Source organism: Clostridium sp. AM27-31LB, from assembly GCF_003480745.1.
Lineage (GTDB): Bacteria > Bacillota > Clostridia > Lachnospirales > Lachnospiraceae > Butyribacter > Butyribacter intestini.
This window is the reverse complement of record NZ_QUJS01000001.1, coordinates 615,746-635,243: the sequence shown is the minus strand read 5'-3', so window position 1 is coordinate 635,243 and position 19,498 is coordinate 615,746. Positions and strand designations below refer to the sequence as shown.

At 38.2% G+C, this 19,498-nt stretch carries 14 protein-coding genes and 1 other annotated feature; of the genes, 1 reads left to right on the top strand and 13 read right to left on the bottom strand.

The features are described from left to right. Nucleotides 1–121: 121 nt before the first annotated feature. The 4 genes from pyrF to asd form a co-directional block, all read right to left on the bottom strand. On the bottom strand, nt 122–1,039 hold the full coding sequence (gene pyrF, locus DW721_RS02510; protein WP_055943573.1) for an orotidine-5'-phosphate decarboxylase: 918 nt from the start codon (nt 1,037–1,039) through the stop codon (nt 122–124). A 105-nt stretch (nt 1,040–1,144) separates the two neighbouring features. Continuing rightward, nucleotides 1,145–2,422, bottom strand: a complete 1,278-nt coding sequence (locus DW721_RS02505; protein ID WP_118744693.1) for a dihydroorotase — start codon at nt 2,420–2,422, stop codon at nt 1,145–1,147. Nucleotides 2,423–2,495: 73 nt separating this feature from the next. Further along, entirely contained in the window at nt 2,496–2,900 is a 405-nt protein-coding gene (locus DW721_RS02500; RefSeq protein WP_022014952.1) for an NUDIX hydrolase, read from the bottom strand. 71 nt (nt 2,901–2,971) lie between these two features. Continuing rightward, nucleotides 2,972–4,069 (bottom strand): aspartate-semialdehyde dehydrogenase, encoded by a 1,098-nt coding sequence (gene asd, locus DW721_RS02495; protein ID WP_118744691.1) that lies wholly within the window; start codon nt 4,067–4,069, stop codon nt 2,972–2,974. A 447-nt stretch (nt 4,070–4,516) separates the two neighbouring features. Here asd and hisS point away from each other — a divergent pair, with 447 nt between their 5' ends. Beyond that, nucleotides 4,517–5,755, top strand: coding sequence for a histidine--tRNA ligase (gene hisS, locus DW721_RS02490; RefSeq protein WP_118498312.1), 1,239 nt, complete (start codon nt 4,517–4,519; stop codon nt 5,753–5,755). 376 nt (nt 5,756–6,131) lie between these two features. On the opposite strand, the gene DW721_RS02485 is transcribed toward hisS, so the two are convergent. From DW721_RS02485 to DW721_RS02445, 9 genes are all read right to left on the bottom strand, one after another. After that, the gene (locus tag DW721_RS02485; protein ID WP_182436176.1) at nt 6,132–7,667 is read right to left on the bottom strand and encodes a L,D-transpeptidase family protein; all 1,536 of its coding nucleotides are present in this window, start codon (nt 7,665–7,667) and stop codon (nt 6,132–6,134) included. Nucleotides 7,668–8,088: 421 nt separating this feature from the next. Further along, on the bottom strand, nt 8,089–9,879 hold the full coding sequence (locus tag DW721_RS02480) for an ammonium transporter (protein ID WP_118744689.1): 1,791 nt from the start codon (nt 9,877–9,879) through the stop codon (nt 8,089–8,091). 386 nt (nt 9,880–10,265) lie between these two features. Beyond that, nucleotides 10,266–11,015 (bottom strand): hypothetical protein, encoded by a 750-nt coding sequence (locus tag DW721_RS02475; RefSeq protein WP_022014947.1) that lies wholly within the window; start codon nt 11,013–11,015, stop codon nt 10,266–10,268. A 249-nt stretch (nt 11,016–11,264) separates the two neighbouring features. Further along, a complete protein-coding gene (locus tag DW721_RS02470) occupies nt 11,265–11,603 on the bottom strand; it encodes a DUF6142 family protein (protein ID WP_022014946.1) in 339 nt (112 codons plus the stop codon). A gap of 8 nt (nt 11,604–11,611) precedes the next feature. After that, on the bottom strand, nt 11,612–12,100 hold the full coding sequence (locus DW721_RS02465) for a VanZ family protein (RefSeq protein ID WP_118744688.1): 489 nt from the start codon (nt 12,098–12,100) through the stop codon (nt 11,612–11,614). A gap of 541 nt (nt 12,101–12,641) precedes the next feature. Then, entirely contained in the window at nt 12,642–15,080 is a 2,439-nt protein-coding gene (gene pheT, locus DW721_RS02460) for a phenylalanine--tRNA ligase subunit beta (protein ID WP_118744687.1), read from the bottom strand. A 111-nt stretch (nt 15,081–15,191) separates the two neighbouring features. Continuing rightward, a complete protein-coding gene (pheS, locus tag DW721_RS02455; RefSeq protein ID WP_118744841.1) occupies nt 15,192–16,211 on the bottom strand; it encodes a phenylalanine--tRNA ligase subunit alpha in 1,020 nt (339 codons plus the stop codon). 184 nt (nt 16,212–16,395) lie between these two features. Continuing rightward, nucleotides 16,396–16,719 (bottom strand) — a binding site (T-box leader). Nucleotides 16,720–16,791: 72 nt separating this feature from the next. Beyond that, complete coding sequence (gene murF / locus DW721_RS02450; protein ID WP_118744686.1) at nt 16,792–18,180, bottom strand: UDP-N-acetylmuramoyl-tripeptide--D-alanyl-D-alanine ligase; 1,389 nt, start codon at nt 18,178–18,180, stop codon at nt 16,792–16,794. Between the two features lie 69 nt (nt 18,181–18,249). Beyond that, on the bottom strand, nt 18,250–19,365 hold the full coding sequence (locus DW721_RS02445) for a D-alanine--D-alanine ligase (RefSeq protein ID WP_118744685.1): 1,116 nt from the start codon (nt 19,363–19,365) through the stop codon (nt 18,250–18,252). Between the last annotated feature and the right edge of the window lie 133 nt (nt 19,366–19,498).

The following is a 19,498-nucleotide window of genomic DNA, read 5'->3' as shown; positions in this document are numbered from 1 at the left end:
GCTCATAACAGTTACCATTTGATGTCACGGATTGCTCTATTGCTGTGCAATTTTTACAATCCTGCCAACATCCGGCAATTTATATGTAACCATACATTGCCGGATGCTTTTGACCCTTGCATCAAAATATGCTGTTGATATCGTTTTTCATATTAATGACAGCTTCCCTTGACGCATCTGCAAAATTCTCCTCACCGAATTTGCTGTATGCATCCTGCTTGTATGCTGCGATTATTCCTCTTGACGAATTTACTATAGCTCCAAGACCGTCCTCGTTAAAGTACGGTTTCAGGTCTTTTGCCGTACCACCCTGTGCGCCATATCCCGGTACAAGAATATATGTCTTTGGCATAAGTTTACGGAGAACTTTTCCCATTTCAGGATATGTAGCTCCGACAACACATCCGACATAACTGTAATCATCGCCCATGCAGTCCTCGCCCCATTTTGAAACCATCTCGCCGACAAGCTCATAGAGAGGTCTTCCTTCAACTTCTTTATCCTGAAACTCTCCACTTGACGGATTAGATGTTTTTACAAGAACAAAGATACCTTTCTTTTCTTCTTTGCACACATCAATAAAAGGCTTTACCCCGTCACTTCCAAGATATGGATTTACTGTTGCAAAATCCTCGTCAAATCCTGCATAAGACTTTGAGCCAACCTGAACTTTTCCAAGATGACCTACAGCGTATGCAGCCGATGTTGATCCTATATCTCCACGCTTGATGTCTCCTATGACTACAAGACCTTTTTCTTTACAGTAATCTATAGTCTTTTTGTAAGATACAAGTCCCGGTATCCCAAACTGCTCATACATTGCAATTTGTGGCTTTACGGCAGGGATAAGGTCATATGTCGCATCTACTATGGCTTTGTTGAACTGCCATATAGCCTCTGCCGCTCCCTCAAGTGTCTCTCCATGCTGTGCAAAAGCTTTTTCCTGTATATGCTTTGGCACATAGTTAAGCATAGGATCAAGTCCCACGACTATAGGTGCATTTTTCTTCTTAATCTCTGAAACTAATTTATTTATCATTTATCTTCCTCCGTTTTATTTTTTATATACTCTGTTTACTGCTTATAACACTATTAACTGCTATCTCAGCATATAACCTGTTTTGCAATTATCTTATTTGTTTTCCTAGTATTTATATACGATTTTTCCGTCAACTATGGTCGTTATGACTCTGCCTTTGACTTTTTTACCGTCAAAAGGCGTGTTCTTTCCTTTTGATACGAACTTACTGCTGTCTATTTTATACTCCTTAGTAATGTCGGCTATAACTATATCTGCTGCTTTGCCCGGTGCAAGATTTCCTTTATCTATGCCAAGCACTTTTGCCGGATTTACACTCATCTTTTCCACAAGCTGTGACAATGTAAGCACTCCTTTGTCTACAAGCTCCGTATAGCCAAGTGCAAATGATGTCTCAAGTCCGACTATTCCAAAAGGAGCCTTTAACATAGACTGGTCTTTCTCCTCTTTCCCATGTGGTGCATGGTCTGTTGATATAACTTCCATAATACCTGTTTTAAGTCCCTCTTTTAACGCATCAACATCCGCTCTGTTCCTGAGTGGCGGGTTCATTTTAAATCTTCCATTATCCTCCGTTATCTCATCATCAGACATTGTAAAGTGATGCGGACATACCTCCGCACTCACCGGAAGTCCCTGCTTTTTTGCCATTTCGACAAGAACAACGCTGTCTGCCGTTGAACAGTGACAAAGATGCAGTCTGTTTCCTGCTTCTTTTGACATTATAATATCTCTCGCAACGATAACATCCTCAACAGAGTTTGTGATACCCGGAAGTCCAAGTTCCTCTGACTTCTGCCCCTTATTCATAACACCGCCCTCGACAAGAGCCTTGTCCTCACAGTGCGAGAACATTGGAAGATCAAGTCTTGCAGCTTCTTTAAGCGATTTTCTGAACAATGCAGAATCCATAACCGACTTGCCATCCTCGCTTAATGCCACGATACCCGCATCTTTCATGCCCTCAATGTCAGCAAGTTCTTTTCCTTCCTGACCTATAGTACACGCACCTATAGGAAGAATATGAACCGGTGAGCACTCCGCTCTTTTAAGCAGGTCTTTTACACTTTCCGGACTGTCTATGGCAGGTTTTGTGTTTGGCATCGGACATATGGATGTAACACCGCCTCGTGCCGCAGCTTTTGAACCTGTCTCAATAGTCTCTTTATACTCAAAACCCGGCTCTCTTAAATGAACATGTAGATCAATAAATCCCGGCATAACAGCCTTTTCATCTGCATCAATTACATTTGCATCTTCATCTTCCACAATAAAATCTGCAACTTTTTTTACTTTTCCATCCTCTATGAGAATATCCATTTTTTTGTCAATACCATTTGCAGGATCAACAAGCCTGCCGTTTTTTATAAGAATTTTTTCCATAAATATATATTATGCCTTTCCCTATATACAGAGAGAGCACCCGCCAAACAATATGACAGATGCACTCCTCTTATTAATAAAGTTCCGCCTTTTCAAGATCTTCAAGCATTCGCTTATTATGAATGTATTTTTCAAAGTCCATATAATCAATCCACTTAGCATCGTTCAGTTCTTCGGACAAAACCACTTCATCCTCATTCTGCTCTGTAAGACAAAGATAGGCAAGTCCTAAATTACACTCTGATCCAATCATAAATGTCCATGTATAAAGAACTCTGTCAACTTCGGTTATCAGACCTGTCTGTTCCTGTATTGTTCTTACAACGGCTTTATCCGGTGATTCCCCAAACTCTGCCTCTCCATCGATAAATTCCCACTGATACGGCTCCATGATATTATCATCGTACCATTTTTCTACAGCCAGATACTTATTATCCCTCTGGACAATCCCCTTAACTAAAATACGATACTTATTCATATGGCACCTCCCATTCATGTGCTGCCGTTCACACTTATTGTGCAACCGGTAACATTCATGCTGCTTTATGATTATTTTGCTGTAATATATCCTTTTGCTTTCAAAAGTTCTGCGATAAGAACAGCTCCACCTGCTGCACCACGAACAGTATTATGTGATAAACCTACAAATTTGTAGTCAAATACAGTATCTTCACGAAGTCTGCCAAGAGATATTCCAAATCCGTTTTCATAATTTACATCAAGTGAAACCTGAGGACGATTATCCTCCTCAATATACTGGATGAAATGCTTTGGTGCATTTGGAAGTCCAAGTTCCTGTGGCATTCCGCTGAACTCTCTCCACACTTTAATGATTTCTTCTTTTGAAGGTTTCTTTCCCTCTTCAAATGTCATAAATACTGCTGCCGTATGACCATCCTGAACAGGTACACGAATACACTGTGTTGTGATAACAGGACTATCTGCCTTTACTATCTCGCCATTCTCAACATGACCCCAGATACGAAGCGGCTCCTGCTCGCTCTTTTCTTCCTCACCACCGATAAATGGGATGATATTGTGCTCCATCTCAGGCCAGTCCTTAAATGTCTTTCCTGCTCCTGAAATAGCCTGGTATGTTGTGGCAACAACTGTCTTCGGCTCATATCCTGCTTTCTTAAGTGCATGAAGTGCCGGTGTATAACTCTGAATAGAGCAATTTGGCTTAACTACGATAAATCCTCTTGTAGTACCAAGACGCTTCTTCTGGTCAGCAATAACTTCAAGATGCTCAGGATTAAGCTCAGGCACAACCATTGGCACATCAGGTGTCCATCTATGTGCACTATTGTTGGAAACAACTGGAGTTTCTGTTTTCGCATATTCTTCTTCAATTTTCTTAATCTCGTCTTTAGTCATATCTACCGCACTAAATACAAAATCAACTTTTGAAGCAACACTGTCAACATCGCTGACATCCTGTACCACAATCTTCTTTACGGCTTCAGGCATTGGTGTAGTCATCTTCCAACGACCCCCGATTGCTTCCTCATATGTTTTACCTGCACTTCTTGGGCTTGCAGCTATAGCTACAACCTCAAACCAAGGGTGATTTTCTAATAATGAGATAAATCTCTGTCCTACCATTCCAGTACCACCAAGGATACCAACTCTTAACTTCTTATCCATGTCTTTCCTCCATATAGTTTAACTCACCGACATATCGGCTTTATTCATCTTTTAATTTTACACTATTCAGTGCAATAAGTCAATTTTACTGTGACTACTTTGATGCAGAGATGTAACAGTTCAGCCATAAAAAGGTAATCGGCAATATCTGAGCTTGCTCATTATATTGTCGATTATCTTTTTATGGTAGAATAGCCTTTCATTTATTACATGAGGGCAAAGCCCTCGCGAGCACGCTCAGATGGAACAAATTTATTTGTTCCATCCTCACTTTGCTTTCGCGTAAATAAACATAAGCTGCGAAGCAGCGACTGACAGCTTACTGGCAGGTTTATGAATGTACGAAATGAAAGGCTGAACTGTTACGCAGAGATTGATATAAAAGACCAGATATGGTAAAGTATTAAAGGATTATGATTATTATTTTCAGAAAGGATGATTATTTATATGAAATCTACACCAGTCAAAGGAACGAGAGATTATCTTCCAAAAGAAGTTGAAATAAGAGATTATCTTCAGAATGTAATTGCCGAGACATACAGAGATGCAGGATTTGTACGCATTACTACTCCTATCATTGAAGATGCGGTAAACCTTGACAAGAGCGAGGGTGGCGAAAACTTAAACCTTATATTCAGAGTTCTTAAAAGAGGAAAAAAACTTTCTTCTGCATTAAATAACGAAAATGTGACAGAAAAAGAATTATCTGACATGGGACTTAGATATGACCTTACTCTCCCTCTTTCAAGATATTTTTCAAATAACAAAAATGAACTTATGACACCTTTTAAAGTTATTCAGATGGACAGAGTGTATAGAGCCGAAAGGCCTCAAAAAGGTCGTCTGCGTGAGTTTATGCAGTGTGATATAGATATTATAGGAAATGACTCAAGAGACGCAGAGATAGAGCTTATCCTCACCACAACAAAGGCTCTTAACAGAGTCGGCTTAAAGAATTACACCGTAAAGATAAATGACCGCCGCATACTTAAGAGCATTTTCTCATATACAGGCTTTGATGATGCCGACAACGAAAAGCTTGCCATTATATTTGATAAGCTTGATAAGATAGGAATTGACGGTGTAAAAGCTGAACTTGAAGAAAATTCATTTGACAAAAATGCAATTGACAAATTCATAGGTCTTTTTGAGAACGGCAGTCTCACACTTGACTCTATTGCAGATGTATGTGATGCAGAATATGTCAATGACCTTAAATATATCATTGATACAGTTGACAAAGCTTCAAACGGAACTATCCCTGTTGAGTTTACTCCATCACTCGTAAGAGGGCAGGGTTATTATACAGGCACTATATTTGAGGTTGCAGCCGATGGTTACAGCGGTGCTGTTGCAGGCGGCGGACGATATGACAACCTTATTGGAAAGTTCTTAAATGAGGACATTCCTGCCGTAGGATTCTCAATCGGCTTTGAAAGGATTTTCGGCATCCTCATGGAACAGAATTATGCGATACCTGACCGTAAAAAGCGTATTGCCGTATTCTATGACAAAGATAATTATGCCGATGCCCTTGCATATGCTGAAAATTTAAGGGATGAATATATGGTTTCAGTTATCGCAAGACCTAAGAAGCTTGGTAAATTCTTAAACAAACTTGAACAGAATGAATTCGACGGCTTTGCGGTTTTCGGAGAAGCTGACGGAGTTAAGTTGTTTGGGTAAGCAGTAAGCGATTTACGGACGCAAAAACAGGATTTTATTTTACGCTCAGGGACGGCTCGCGCCTCGGAGAAAAGCGTAGCGGTACATATGTGAGCTTAATACGCTCACTTAGTACCGACGCTTTTCTAACGCCCTTTGCTGCAAAATAAAATCCTGTTTTTGCTGTTTCTCGGAAATTTTTAAACACATTTATATATTTAACTTTAAGTAAAACTATTTTTTAGTTATTGTTTATTTTTCCCTTTTCTTGAAGTTTTCTTTAACTAACACTAATATATTATAATTTAGGCATGATTTTTTATATTAGAAAAGATGCAGTTTTTTTCCATATTGAAATACAAATCTGCATCTTTTTATTTTTTGCTATTTTCTCTTTTTAGTAGTGCATGAATACCATCTGTTTATACTTTGTGAGTTCGTATATTCTCGCTGCACTTGATGGACTTAAGTTCAGGCATCCGTGTGAACCTTTTACTTTGTAAAGGCTTGGGCTCCAGCTTCCCCATGGCTGCCATTCTGCCTGATGGAAACCTGTTCCCGTCCATGTGATACGAACCCAGTTTGCTACAGGTGTGTCATAGTTGTCACCATGAAGAATCCTGTGTCTTGCATGTTCTTTTATAAAGAACATTCCCGTTGTTGTCTTTCTGCCCGGTACAGGTCTTCCTGATATTGTGGCACATGAATAGATTACTTTTCCGTTTTTAAATACATATACCATCTGTGAGCCTAGGTCAGCTTCTATATAACTGTTTTTATTCCAGTCATTCATCTTATTCTTTGGATCGTATCTGTATGCTGTTCCTAACCACTCAGGCTTCTTTGTTACAGTGATGGCTTTTTTGCTCGCATCATCTTGATTTTTGATGTATGCGTTCTGAAGTTTTCTGCTTATCTTCTTTGTGACACCCTCTTTTAACTGGGCACACATTTTTTCATAATCAAGCTGCCATCCGTAATCACCACCGGAAAGTCTCATCATTTTTCCTGTATGACTCTTAAACTTTCTTGTTCCGCCAAGAGTCTTATATTTCAGACAAAGCTTTTCCATCCAGTCTCTCATTGCCTGATTGTCAAGAACTGCTTTTCCATTATTATATGTAATCCATTTACTTATGTCTTCCGGTGTCGCACTCTCCTGAACTCCCTTATGTATAGTCCATGTAACCCATCTAAGTGCTGTTGCATTGCATACATTTACTTCTCTTCTGAGTTCTTTATCTTTAGAAGTAAGTGCCGGTTTTTCGTAAATATCCGGATATTTTTTTTCATCAGAAACATCTATTGAAGTTTCACCATTATCTAAAGCTGTCTTTACTGTTTCTGAAAATTTATCCTTATCAAGAGTGTTTCCCACATCTTCTTTTACAACCTGATAACTGTTCTTCTTTTTTGAATATACAGCTTTTGCATCAATAGGTGCCGTAACCTTATAACTGCTGTCTCCCTTTACTATTGATGCCGAGCTAAGGATAGAATCTACTTCATTTTCATCATACGATACCTTTGGTTCGATTTTAGTATCATTATTCTTGAAAAGATTTGAATACGAAAACTTGTCATGCTGCTGCTCAAATGCTTTTTTTACGGCATCTTCAACACCGACTTTGTAATCAATATCATCACCATTTATCGTAAGTTTTCCATCTTTTCTTCCCTTAATGTCAAGCTGATACGAACCATAGACCTTTTCCATTGCCTTTACCGACTCTGAAAGTGTCATGCCTGAAACATCCTTGTCACCTATCTTTGTATCAGGATACCAATGACTGCCATAATAAACTCTTATGCCTATAAAAACTGCGGCAGCTATGACTACAACTGCAGCAACTGCTATCAACGCAATCTTTCTTCCAAGTCCTGAGGTATTATTTCCTGAAATACTATTCTTTTGTTTATTAGCGTTTTTCATAATTTCCTCCATTAATTATAACATCTTTTCCCTATTCCACTTTACGAATTATAGTTTTAAATTGATACAATGTCAATACTTAGCGGCATTACATTTTTATTACGATTGTTACATTTTGTTTAAAGCAATACAGCTATCATAGCACAAATATGTGTCTTAACAGTGTTTTTATGATGCCGTACGCACCTCAAAAGTAAACAGTAATATTTTCATTACTTCCTATAATACAACAAAACTTCCGTTTATGCAAAAAATTAAGGAGACCTGATATAAAGCCTCCTTAACTTTTATTATGTACTCTCGGTATCTTCTGAGCGAAGAATTTCGAGATGGATTTATTATGATATTGGTTTCAAAATTTATTTTATTGCCAACTTATGCCCCAAAATTGCTGTCTGTTTTCAATCCCTTTATCATATCTTTAAATCTCATCATCACTCTGTAATGCATCAAATCCACTGTCACCTGTACGAACTTTGACTACATTTTCAACATCATATACAAATATCTTTCCATCTCCGATATTTCCTGTATAGAGTGCTTTCTTAGCTGTATCTATAACAGTTTCTACAGGAACGGCACTGACAACAACCTCGACTTTCATCTTAGGAAGAAGTACAACATCAAGTTCTGCACCACGATATTTTGTAGTCATACCCTTCTGAGTTCCACAGCCAAGCACCTGCGTTACCGTAAGACCGTTTACACCGATATTGTTAAGTGATTCCTTAAGATCCTCAAATTTACTCTGTTTGCATATGATAGAAACTTTTGTAAGTTTTGGAATTTCCTCATTCTTTTCAGTTTCAGTTTTCTTATAGGCAGCAGGTTTTGGTGCTGATGCCGTTGATACATTTGTAACCTCGACAGCTTTATCAATAGGCACATTTCCCTTAAGGGTCTCAACTGATGTACCTGCTGAGTAGAACATATTTCCCGCCGGCATAAAGTCTGCATATGCTGATGAAAGACCATGTTCAACTGAATCAAGACCCTGAAGTTCTTCTTCTGCAGACACTCTAAGTCCCAATGTATGTTTGATTGCAAGGAATGTAATCGTAATAGTAACAATCGTCCATGCTATTGTTGCTGCCATTCCTACTATCTGAAGTCCAAGCTGTGTAAATCCGCCGCCATAGAAAAGTCCCTCAGCTTTTATTGCTCCACCGTCAAGTGCAATCTGAAATCCCGGTGCTGATTTTGTTGCAAAAAGACCTACGGCAAATGTTCCCCAGATACCATTCATCATATGTACTGCAACGGCACCTACAGGGTCATCAATCTTAAGTTTATAATCAAGAAGCCATACTCCAAACACAACGAGCACACCTGCTACAGCTCCTATAATAAATGAACCTGCGCAGTCAGTAACATCGCAGGATGCCGTGATGGCAACAAGTCCTGCAAGTGATGCATTAAGACACATTGAAACATCAGGCTTGCCATATTTTATCCATGTGAATATCATACATACTACTGTTGCAACTGCCGGTGCTATTGTTGTTGTAAGGAAGATAGAGCCTAAATCCTCAAGTGAAGTAGCTGCTGCACCGTTAAATCCATACCAGCCTAACCAGAGGATAAATACACCAAGTGCTCCTATTGTAAGGTTGTGACCTGGAATAGCGTGCGGCTTTCCTGTTCTTTTACTGAACTTTCCAATACGGGGTCCAAGCATTGCCGCACCAATAAGTGCACAGATACCACCAACCATGTGAATACAGTTTGAACCGGCAAAATCATGAAATCCCATCTTTGCAAGGAAACCACCACCCCATGTCCAGTGTGCTTCGATAGGATAGATGACCGCTGAGATAACTGCTGAATATACGCAATATGAGATAAATTTTGTTCTTTCTGCCATTGCTCCTGAAACAATAGTAGCTGTTGTTGCACAGAATACTAAGTTAAATACAAAGCCTGAAAAATCAAAATTTGCATAATCCTTAAATATATTAAATCCCGGTGCTCCAAAGACACCTCCGACATCGTTTCCAAGAAGTAATGAATAACCTATCACGATGAACATCACCGTACCTATACAGAAGTCCATAAGGTTTTTCATAATAATATTTCCTGAGTTCTTTGCCCTTGTAAATCCGGCTTCAACCATTGCAAAGCCTGCCTGCATCCAGAAAACCAGTGCGGCACCTATAAGGTACCAGACGCCCCACAGATTACTGTTAATATAATCTAAAATTTCATTTGACATATAATGTGCCTCCTTTTTATCCTGATGTACCATAAATTTTATATAATTTTACTGTTCAAATTTACTGTATAACAGTAACATTAACAACATACATATACTTTTCAAATACATCTCGGTCTTAACCTGTTTTAATCTGCGTGTCCGGACAACAAATCTAACTGGCAATATAATTTATACACCAGCACAAGTTTTGTGCTAATGCAAAAAAGGTGCCACGATTATTTCTTCGTGACACCTTTGTCATGGCTATTATTATACACTTAATTGCTTTTCTGTCAACCGTTTTTTTACATTTTGTTCATTTTAGTAAATAGGTCATATAATATATTAAAATTATATAAAATCTTTATCAGAATTATACAAAAATATCAGATTAAAAAAATCTATTACTCTATCATCCATTTTATAAACTGTTTAGCCTCTTCAGTATTTTTTGATGTAGCAGTTATACCAGCTACCGGCTTTTTAAGCAGACCGCCGAGTGTCTCTTTATATTTTTTACTGTCACTCAAATAAAGTCCGAAATTATAAGTCTTTCCCTCTGATGACTTTAACTTGTCTGCACTCTGTTTACTTTTTCTTAATTCCTCACCTGACACATATTTTGCAAAATACTTTTTATTTTTGTCATAATCTTTGTAGAAAGATACAGTATCTGATGATGACGGGTCTGCCATACAGCCCTCATTTGCCCATCTTTTATATGTATCCTCCGAAGCGATGATAACATCAACCACGCCTGAATAAATATATGTCTGTATCTCCTGGTCGCTCGTTCCATTATCGACTTTTACATACTCATTCTTTGTGTCAATGTTCAGATATTTTTCTACGGCTTTCTCAAAATCAGCAACTTTATCCTCATCAAGCACATCATCTTCTATCGCTATATACAGTACGCAATGCGGCTTCTTTTGAACGGCATTTTTAAAAAAAAGCACTGCAAGTATCGCCACCACGATAACAACCGCCACCGTACCGAGATAATACTGTCTGAAATATGCTCTCTTTTCCCTGCCTTTAAGTTTTTTAAGCTGTCCGTTATTTGCATCAAGACCATCATCTCTTTTCTGATAAATCTCAGATTCATCCTCAAGCATCTTCTTTTTTTCTTCTTCCGAAAAATTCATTGCCATATAACAAATTTCCTCATTTCTTTTTTAATAAATTATAAAAAAATAATCAACAATACAACTAACAAACTCTTTGTAATGCCAATTATTTTTTATGATTGAACTGTTACGATAAATCAGATTATAACTTTTATACATACTATATAAAACATAACTTTTTATATTATTTTTGCACAGATAATTATACAGATAATTGCGAAACTGTCTACATTTTTTACTAAGTTTTACACATATAATCAGTTCCTCAATTGATTATATATACGATCCCCATATATAGACCACCATATAACCCACTATCTGCAATCCGTTCACAACCGCTCCTATTGTCGGAAAAAGGTATCTGATATTTTCTTTTCTAAGACTTATCCATGACAATATAAATCCCGAAATACTTATAATAAAACAGAGTATTCCCACAATGCCGACTATCATCCCACCATTTCCTTTGTTATTTCCCGACACAAAACAGGTTACGCCAAACATCACCAACGCAAAAATGCCTATAATCACTGCCCAGATACCCGATGCCGGGTGCTTTTTGTCTGTGAGCCTTAACTCACCCTCTTTTTTTCTTTTTTTCCTGCTTCTCATATTTATCTTTATTTCCTCCTGTTTTTCTTTTTGTTATTTTTTCCCGTCCTATGTCTAAATATAAACATACAGATTGCAAAACATATATATCCCAATATACCGCCCGATGTATTTAATATCACATCATCGACATCGCACGAGCCAAGCTTTGATATAAGCTGGATAAGCTCAACCGTAACCGAGCACAGCATACACATAAATGTTACCTTGAATATACTCCTGTTCTTATATGACAGTACAGGCAGCACAAATCCAAGCGGCATAAAGCATAAAACATTTCCCACGATATTTAAAAGAACATAGAAACTTCCAAGTCTCCTGTAATAAGTAATATACCTCTGAATCTCCGTAAACGGTTTAAGGTTGTAGTGATATGTATCACTCGGAGTTCTCCCAAGCATCTCACTAAAAAACAAAAAATAGACCATCATAACAAGATATATTATAAATAAGATCCATGAAATGACCCGTATTATAAATTTATGTTTCTTTTTCATTTTACTCCTTATTCCTATACTTTTTTACATATATAAATTTGTACAAAACACAAATCTTTGGTGCAAAATTTTTGCATATATGGATTTTCCGTACTATTCTCAGTCAAAATCCACTCAAAAATACAGTACCCTATATGTATTATACATATATGTACTGCGACTTTCTTATATAATATATTATACACCAAAAACTTTTGCAATATTAAAAGATATTAAATTTTTATTACAGTGTAACAGTTCAGCCATAAAAAGATAATTGGCAATACAATGAGCTTGTTCATTGTATTGTTAAGTACCTTTTTATGGTAGAATAGCCTTTCATTTCTGAAATGAGTAAACATAAGCTGCAAAGCAGCGGCTGACAGCTTGCCTGCAGGTTTATGAGCAAGCAGCAAAGCTGATTGCAAATATCCGCTTTAAATGAAAAGCTGAACGGTTACTGTAATGATTTCTCCTCAAAACACAACAAACAGACAGCCTGATACAGACTGTCTGTTTATCACAAATTTATCTCTTGTAAATATTTCTTCATCAGTGACAATTACTGGCGAAGTTCTACATCCATCTCAGCAAGTGCCTTTATTATCTTATCCATTGCAGCATTTACCTCATCATCTTTGAGTGTGTGGTCTTTTGCCCTGAATACTATCTTATATGCAAGTGACTTAAATCCCTTGACAAGCTGTGAACCCTCATACACATCGAAAAGTTCATATGACTCAACAAGTTTTCCGCCCTTTTTGCTGATTACTTTTTCTATATCTCCTGCGAGAACTTCTTTCTTCATGCTAAGACTTATATCTCTTGTCATTGCAGGGAATTTTGGAACGCCCTCGTATTTTACTTCAAAGTCAGCCATATCCATGATAGCTTTCATATCGACTACGGCGATATATGTTCTCTCACCGATTGCAAAGTTTTTCTGTACTACCGGGTGAACTTCACCTAAATAAGCTATCTGAACACCGTCATACATAACTTTTGCCTGGCGTCCCGGATGAAGAAATGCTTTTCCTGCCTCTGGGTCATACTCTGCCTTTTTCTTAAGACCGAGTTTTGTCATAAGCGTCTCGATAATACCTTTCATTGTGAAGAAATCTCCGTCACCGTACATTCCGAGTGTGAGCTGCATACGCTCATCAGGAAGCTCGGTAAGAGGAAGCTGTTTTGGAAGGTAAACATTTGCAAGTTCATAAAGTCTTACATTCTTGTTTCTTCTATTATAGTTTGTTGAAAGTGATGTGAGCATACCTCCGAGTGCAGATGTTCTCATAACGCTGTAATCCTCACCTAAGGGATTTGTTATCTTTATGCTCTTTCTAAGAACATCATCCTCTGGAAGATTTAATTTGTCATATACCTTAGGACTCTCAAAGGAGAATGTCATTCCCTCGTTGAATCCATATCCCTCTACCACAATTCTTGCAGCCTTCTCATGTTTGAGTTTTTCTGACAATCCCCCTGCTGTAGCAGAACTCTTTGGAAGTGTCATAGGAATCTTGTCATATCCGTAAAATCTCGCTACTTCTTCTGCAAGATCGGCAAGTCTTTCAAGATCCTGTCTCCATGTCGGAACAATAACTTCTTTCTTATCAGTATCTACTGTAAGATCAAGTTTTTCAAAATATTTTACCATTGTGGCTTCATCTATATCTGTTCCAAGAAGTGCATTTATCTTATCTGCATCGTAAGGGATAACTATAGGCTCTTTCTCTACCGGATAGTAATCGATTGCTCCACCAACAACCTCGCCTGCACCAAGTTCCTCGACAAGCTGGCACGCTCTGTTCATCGCATCAATGGCATTGTTCGGGTCAAGTCCCTTTTCAAATTTTGCCTGTGCATCAGTACGCATACCAAGTTTCTTTCCTGAAAGACGGATGTTTGTGCCGTCAAATGTTGCTGCTTCAAAAAGCATTGTCGTAACATCATCAGTTATCATAGAGTTTTCTCCACCCATGATACCTGCAATTCCTACCGGTTTCTTGCCGTCACATATCATAAGCATAGTATCGTCAAGCTCCCTCTCCTGTCCGTCAAGAGTCACGAACTTCTCGCCCTTATCAGCTTTTCTTACGATTATCTTTTTGTCCTCAATCTTATCAAGGTCATATGCGTGCATAGGCTGTGCATACTCCTCCATAACATAGTTTGTTATATCTACGATATTGTTTATAGGACGGATTCCCACTGACGCAAGTCTTCTCTGCATCCATTCCGGAGACGGTGCAATCTTGATGTTTTTTACAACTCTTGCCGTATATCTAGGGCAGAGTTCAGGATTTTTTACTTCAACTGAAATATAATCATTTACATCTTCGCTGTTTCCTGTCTCTTTAACCTCAGGTACTACAAGCTCCTTGCCAAATGTTGCAGCAACTTCCCTTGCAATACCTATCATTCCGAAACAGTCTACTCTGTTTGATGTTATCTCGTACTCAAATCTTACATCGTGAAGTCCTAAAAGTTCTACTACATCTGAGCCAATCTTTGCGTCCTTGTACTCAGGGTTATCACTCAATATATAAATCCCGTCTTTTGCAGCATCAGGGTACATATCAGTTGTTGAACCAAGTTCCTCGATAGAGCACATCATACCAAATGACTCAACTCCGCGGAGTTTTCCCTTTTTAATCTTAAATCCGTTCTCTGACTCTCCGTCCTTGTGTGAACTTGCAACATGACCGCCATCGAGAACAACAGGAACTTTCTGTCCCTCCTTAACATTTGAAGCACCTGTTACTATCTGTACTTCCTTTCCGTCCTCGTCAACCTGTACCTGACAGATAACAAGCTTGTCTGCGTCAGGGTGTTTCTCAATCTTATTTATCTTACCTACAACAATCTTATCAAGGTTTTTGTCAAATTCGGTAAATCCCTCAACCTTTGTACCTGATAAAGTCATTGCATCCGTATATTCCTGAGCTGTACAGTCAAGGTCAGGAACATATGCTTTTATCCATGAAAAAGATGTATCCATATCTCTATACCTGCTTTCTTTCTTCGTTTTACATTTTTTGTTTCAAATATAAAAAATCACAAAATCATCAATATATTTCTTATTAGCTTTATTTTTACAAAACATCATATTTTAAAACTGCTTAAGGAAACGTGTGTCATTTTCATATAAGAGTCTCATGTCATCAATCTCATACTTGAACAATGTGATTCTCTCAAGACCTACACCGAACGCAAAGCCTGTGTATTCCTCAGGGTCGATTCCGCTCATCTCAAGTACATGAGGATGAACCATACCACATCCAAGAATTTCTACCCAGCCTGAACCCTTGCAGAAACGGCATCCTTTTCCGCCACACTTAAAACAAGTAACATCCATCTCAGCACTAGGCTCCGTAAACTGGAAATGATGAGGACGGAACTTAACCTTTGTGTCCTCTCCGAAAAGTCTCTTTGCAAATTCCTGAAGTGTTCCTTTAAGGTCTGCAAATGTGATATTTTTGTCGATAACAAGTCCCTCTATCTGATGGAATGTAGGAGAATGTGTGGCATCCACCTCATCTGAACGGAAAACTCTGCCCGGTGCTATCATTCTTATAGGAAGCTTTCCTTTTTCCATCTCATGTACCTGAACTGAAGATGTCTGTGAACGAAGAAGTATGTCCTTTGTAATATAGAATGTATCCTGTTCATCTTTTGCAGGGTGGTTGTCAGGAATATTGAGTGCCTCAAAATTATAGTAATCATACTCAACCTCCGGTCCCTCAACAACTTCATAACCCATCCCAACAAATATATCTTCAACTTCTTCAAGTGTTATAGTATTGGGATGACTGTGTCCCATTGCGAGTTTTTTACCCGGAAGTGTGACATCTATCGTCTCACTCTTGAGTTTTTCCTCTAAAACAGCTTTTTCAAACATCTCTCTTTTTTCATCTAATCTTTCTTCGATAGTCTTTCTTGCTTCATTTACAAGCTGACCTACCTTTGGTCTGTCCTCAGGAGCAACATCTTTCATCGCTTTTAATACTGATGTAAGCTCTCCTTTTTTTCCTAAAAACGATACTTTAATCTCATTAAGTCTGTCAAGACGGTCTGATGAATCAATCTGTGCCATTGCTTCATCAAGAATTTTTTTAAGCTTGTCTTTCATTTCTTTTTTCCTTTCTTTATTTTCATATAAACACATAAATGTGCGAGCCTTACGGAACTTTTTTAAATTTTTTTGATTGCTGTTCCTCTCACAGAACATTTCTTTCATAACAAAAAGACTTTCCGTAAAAACAATACGGAAAGTCTAATATTATATATAAAGGTACCTCCCGGACTGCACTACAGTCAGGGACGGCTCTTACTTATCTTAAGTACCGCGGTACCACCCTGATTTTCATGTGATATATTATCATTTTCATGTCTGTGCATGAACAATGATAAAAATATATACATAAACTCTTAATTTGCTGATAACGGTCGCTAACCCCGTCACTGTCTACCAAAACATTACTTTTCACACATATTGTGAAACAAGTAAAAATAAAATTCAACAGTGAAGCTCCTGTGGGAAATTCATCATAAACCGTAACATAAAGATGCTTTCAGCCGGGGACATCTTCTCTCTGGATGAATGATATATGACTACTTTACACATTCACAGCCTTTAAACTTTAATAATATCATATAAATATAATAATATATTTATGTTAAGCATAACAGCTTTAACGCAAACTATTCTATCACATCTGTTTTAAAACTTCAACTATCTTTTCAAATTTCATTCCGTGTGATGCTTTTACAAGTATCGCATCATTTTCTTTTACTATGTTCTTTAATCGGTCAACGGCTTCATCCCTTGTGGCAAAATAATACAAACCCTCTGTTTTTCCTGCTGCCTTTGCACCGTCATAGTATTCTTTTGCGAGTTCTCCCGCACATACAATACAGTCAATACCTTTATCTGCGGCATACTCACCAACCTCATAGTGAAGTTTTCTCTCATCACTTCCGAGTTCAAACATATCGCCGAGTATCGCAACTTTTCGCTCCTCTGCCTCTGCAAGCACATCAAGTCCCGCTTTTGTTGATACAGGATTTGCATTATAACAGTCATCCATTATCGTAAATCTGTCTGTCTCCACGATACTGCTATGACCTGATACCGGCTTAAATGCAGCCACTCCTGCGGCTATCTGCTTTTCATCAAGTCCCAATTCAAGACCTATGGCAACTGCCGCAAGAGCATTTGATACCATGTGGTGTCCAGGAACATTTACACGAAGTCTCATTTTTCCTTTCGGTGTAACTGCTGTAAATACTGTTCCTGCAAGACCTTTTGATTCCACATCCTCTGCATATATGTCATTCTTTTTATCAAATCCAAAGAAAACAGGCTCTAAACCGTTTACCTCTTTAACAGTGGCAAGTTTATCATCATCACCGTTAAGAAATGCCTTTCCGCCCTCTTTGAGATAATCAAAAATCTCCGTCTTTGCCTTAAGCACTCCGTCCCTGTCACCCAAATTTTCAAGATGGCACTGACCTATATTTGTGATAACGCACATATCAGGCTTTACAATCTTTCCAAGCCTTGACATTTCTCCAAAGTCACTTATGCCCATCTCAACGATGGCAAGTTCATGTTCTTCACTGAGCCTGAACAATGTAAGCGGCACGCCTACTTCGTTATTAAAGTTACCCTGTGTCTTTAAAGTATTAAATTTCTCGGACATAACTGCCGCAAGCATCTCTTTTGTTGAAGTCTTCCCCACGCTTCCCGTGATGCCAACTATCTTTGTGTTCATTACCTCACGGTAATACTCCGCTATATCTTTCAATGCCTGAAAACATGACTTAACCACTATATATCCGTTTTTTTCCGAAATGCTTATGCCATTTTTATCAGGTTTATCCTCAGACAGACAAACAATGGCACCGTCCTCATATGCCCCGTTTATAAATTTATTGCCGTCAACTCTCTCGCCTTTTATTGCAACAAACATACAATCCTTTTCAACTTTTCTGCTGTCAGTAGTAATCGAAGATATTTCTATATTTTCTATGCGCTTATCTGCATAAAGTTTTCCATTACAAATTTCGGATATTTTTTTTAATGTAAGATTTTTCATTATAACTAAAATTCCCTTCTAAAGTTATTATGCCGGCAGAAAACTCTACCGGCAGTTTCTTTTACTCTATTATAATGACTTCAAATCGTCTTTTCCATAATGACTGTTCGTACCTGGTGCCGGAAGTTCTTCTGTCTCACCATTATATGTGGCAAGTGCCTGTGCGATAACCTGCTCACACAAAACTCCGTACTCGATTCCAAGAACTTTTGCTTCCTGTGGTAAAAGACTTGTCGCTGTCATGCCCGGAAGTGTATTTGCCTCAAGACAATACATATTGTCATCTGCATCAAGAAGAAAATCAATTCTCGCATAAGAACCAAGTTTAAGTTCTCTATACACATCAATGGCATATGTCTGCATTTTGTCCGTTATCTCATCTGAGAGCGGAGCAGGGCAAACATCCTCTGCCATTCCCGGCTGGTATTTTGTCTCATAGTCATAAACACCTGACTTTGGAATTATCTCAATAATAGGAAGACTCTTTCCTCCAATAACACCAACGGAAAACTCTCTTCCCTTTATGTATTCCTCGACTACTACCTCAGCTTCATATTTAAATGCAAGTTCCAATGCCTTATTATATTCTTCCTCATTTTTTGCAATGCTCATGCCGACACTTGAACCTCCACAGCATGGCTTTACAATACAAGGATAACCAATCTCATCAGGAAGTTTTATCACTTGAGATTTTTTCATACTGAAACCGTTTGGTGTTGGAATGCCACTCTGTAAAAATACTTTCTTTGCCATTCCTTTATCCATAGCAAGTGCACTTCCAAGATAGTCGGAACCGGTATATCTTATTCCAAGAATATCAAATGCAGCCTGAACCTTTCCGTTCTCGCCATCTGCACCGTGAAGCCCCATATAGACAATATCAGCCTGACGGCATATCTCAATAACATTAGGTCCAAACAGTCCCTTTTCGTCACCATCTCTCAGCTTTTTAACTGACTCAATATCAGGGTCTACCGCCTGTATATCATTAACATGGTCATCCATCTCATCTGACTTTTCAAAAATATTGCTTACATCATCGCCTCTTTTTTTATATCCGAGAAACACATCAAGAAGGATTGCCTGATGACCTCTCTGCCTCAAAGCCTTTAAGATACCCGCTCCCGAAATCAGGGAAACATCTCTCTCGGTACTAATACCACCTGCTAAAACAACTATTTTCATTTTAATCCTCCAACTTTTGATAAAATATATAATAGTAATGTATATGTAAATTTATGTCATAGTGCAAACAGATTGTAACATGATATCATGTTACAATCGTTACAATTTGCCGTACATCACAATACATTTTATG

Bases quoted from the DNA above. Each gene is read 5' to 3' on its own strand.
- pyrF (WP_055943573.1), bottom strand. From the start codon at position 1,039: ATGATAAATAAATTAGTTTCAGAGATTAAGAAGAAAAATGCACCTATA.
- DW721_RS02445 (WP_118744685.1), bottom strand. From the start codon at position 19,365: ATGAAAATAGTTGTTTTAGCAGGTGGTATTAGTACCGAGAGAGATGTT.
- pheT (WP_118744687.1), bottom strand. From the start codon at position 15,080: ATGGATACATCTTTTTCATGGATAAAAGCATATGTTCCTGACCTTGAC.
- DW721_RS02475 (WP_022014947.1), bottom strand. From the start codon at position 11,015: ATGGCAATGAATTTTTCGGAAGAAGAAAAAAAGAAGATGCTTGAGGAT.
- DW721_RS02485 (WP_182436176.1), bottom strand. From the start codon at position 7,667: ATGAAAAACGCTAATAAACAAAAGAATAGTATTTCAGGAAATAATACC.
- asd (WP_118744691.1), bottom strand. From the start codon at position 4,069: ATGGATAAGAAGTTAAGAGTTGGTATCCTTGGTGGTACTGGAATGGTA.
- DW721_RS02470 (WP_022014946.1), bottom strand. From the start codon at position 11,603: ATGAGAAGCAGGAAAAAAAGAAAAAAAGAGGGTGAGTTAAGGCTCACA.
- DW721_RS02465 (WP_118744688.1), bottom strand. From the start codon at position 12,100: ATGAAAAAGAAACATAAATTTATAATACGGGTCATTTCATGGATCTTA.
- pheS (WP_118744841.1), bottom strand. From the start codon at position 16,211: ATGAAAGACAAGCTTAAAAAAATTCTTGATGAAGCAATGGCACAGATT.
- DW721_RS02500 (WP_022014952.1), bottom strand. From the start codon at position 2,900: ATGAATAAGTATCGTATTTTAGTTAAGGGGATTGTCCAGAGGGATAAT.
- DW721_RS02480 (WP_118744689.1), bottom strand. From the start codon at position 9,879: ATGTCAAATGAAATTTTAGATTATATTAACAGTAATCTGTGGGGCGTC.
- DW721_RS02505 (WP_118744693.1), bottom strand. From the start codon at position 2,422: ATGGAAAAAATTCTTATAAAAAACGGCAGGCTTGTTGATCCTGCAAAT.
- hisS (WP_118498312.1), top strand. From the start codon at position 4,517: ATGAAATCTACACCAGTCAAAGGAACGAGAGATTATCTTCCAAAAGAA.
- murF (WP_118744686.1), bottom strand. From the start codon at position 18,180: ATGAAAAATCTTACATTAAAAAAAATATCCGAAATTTGTAATGGAAAA.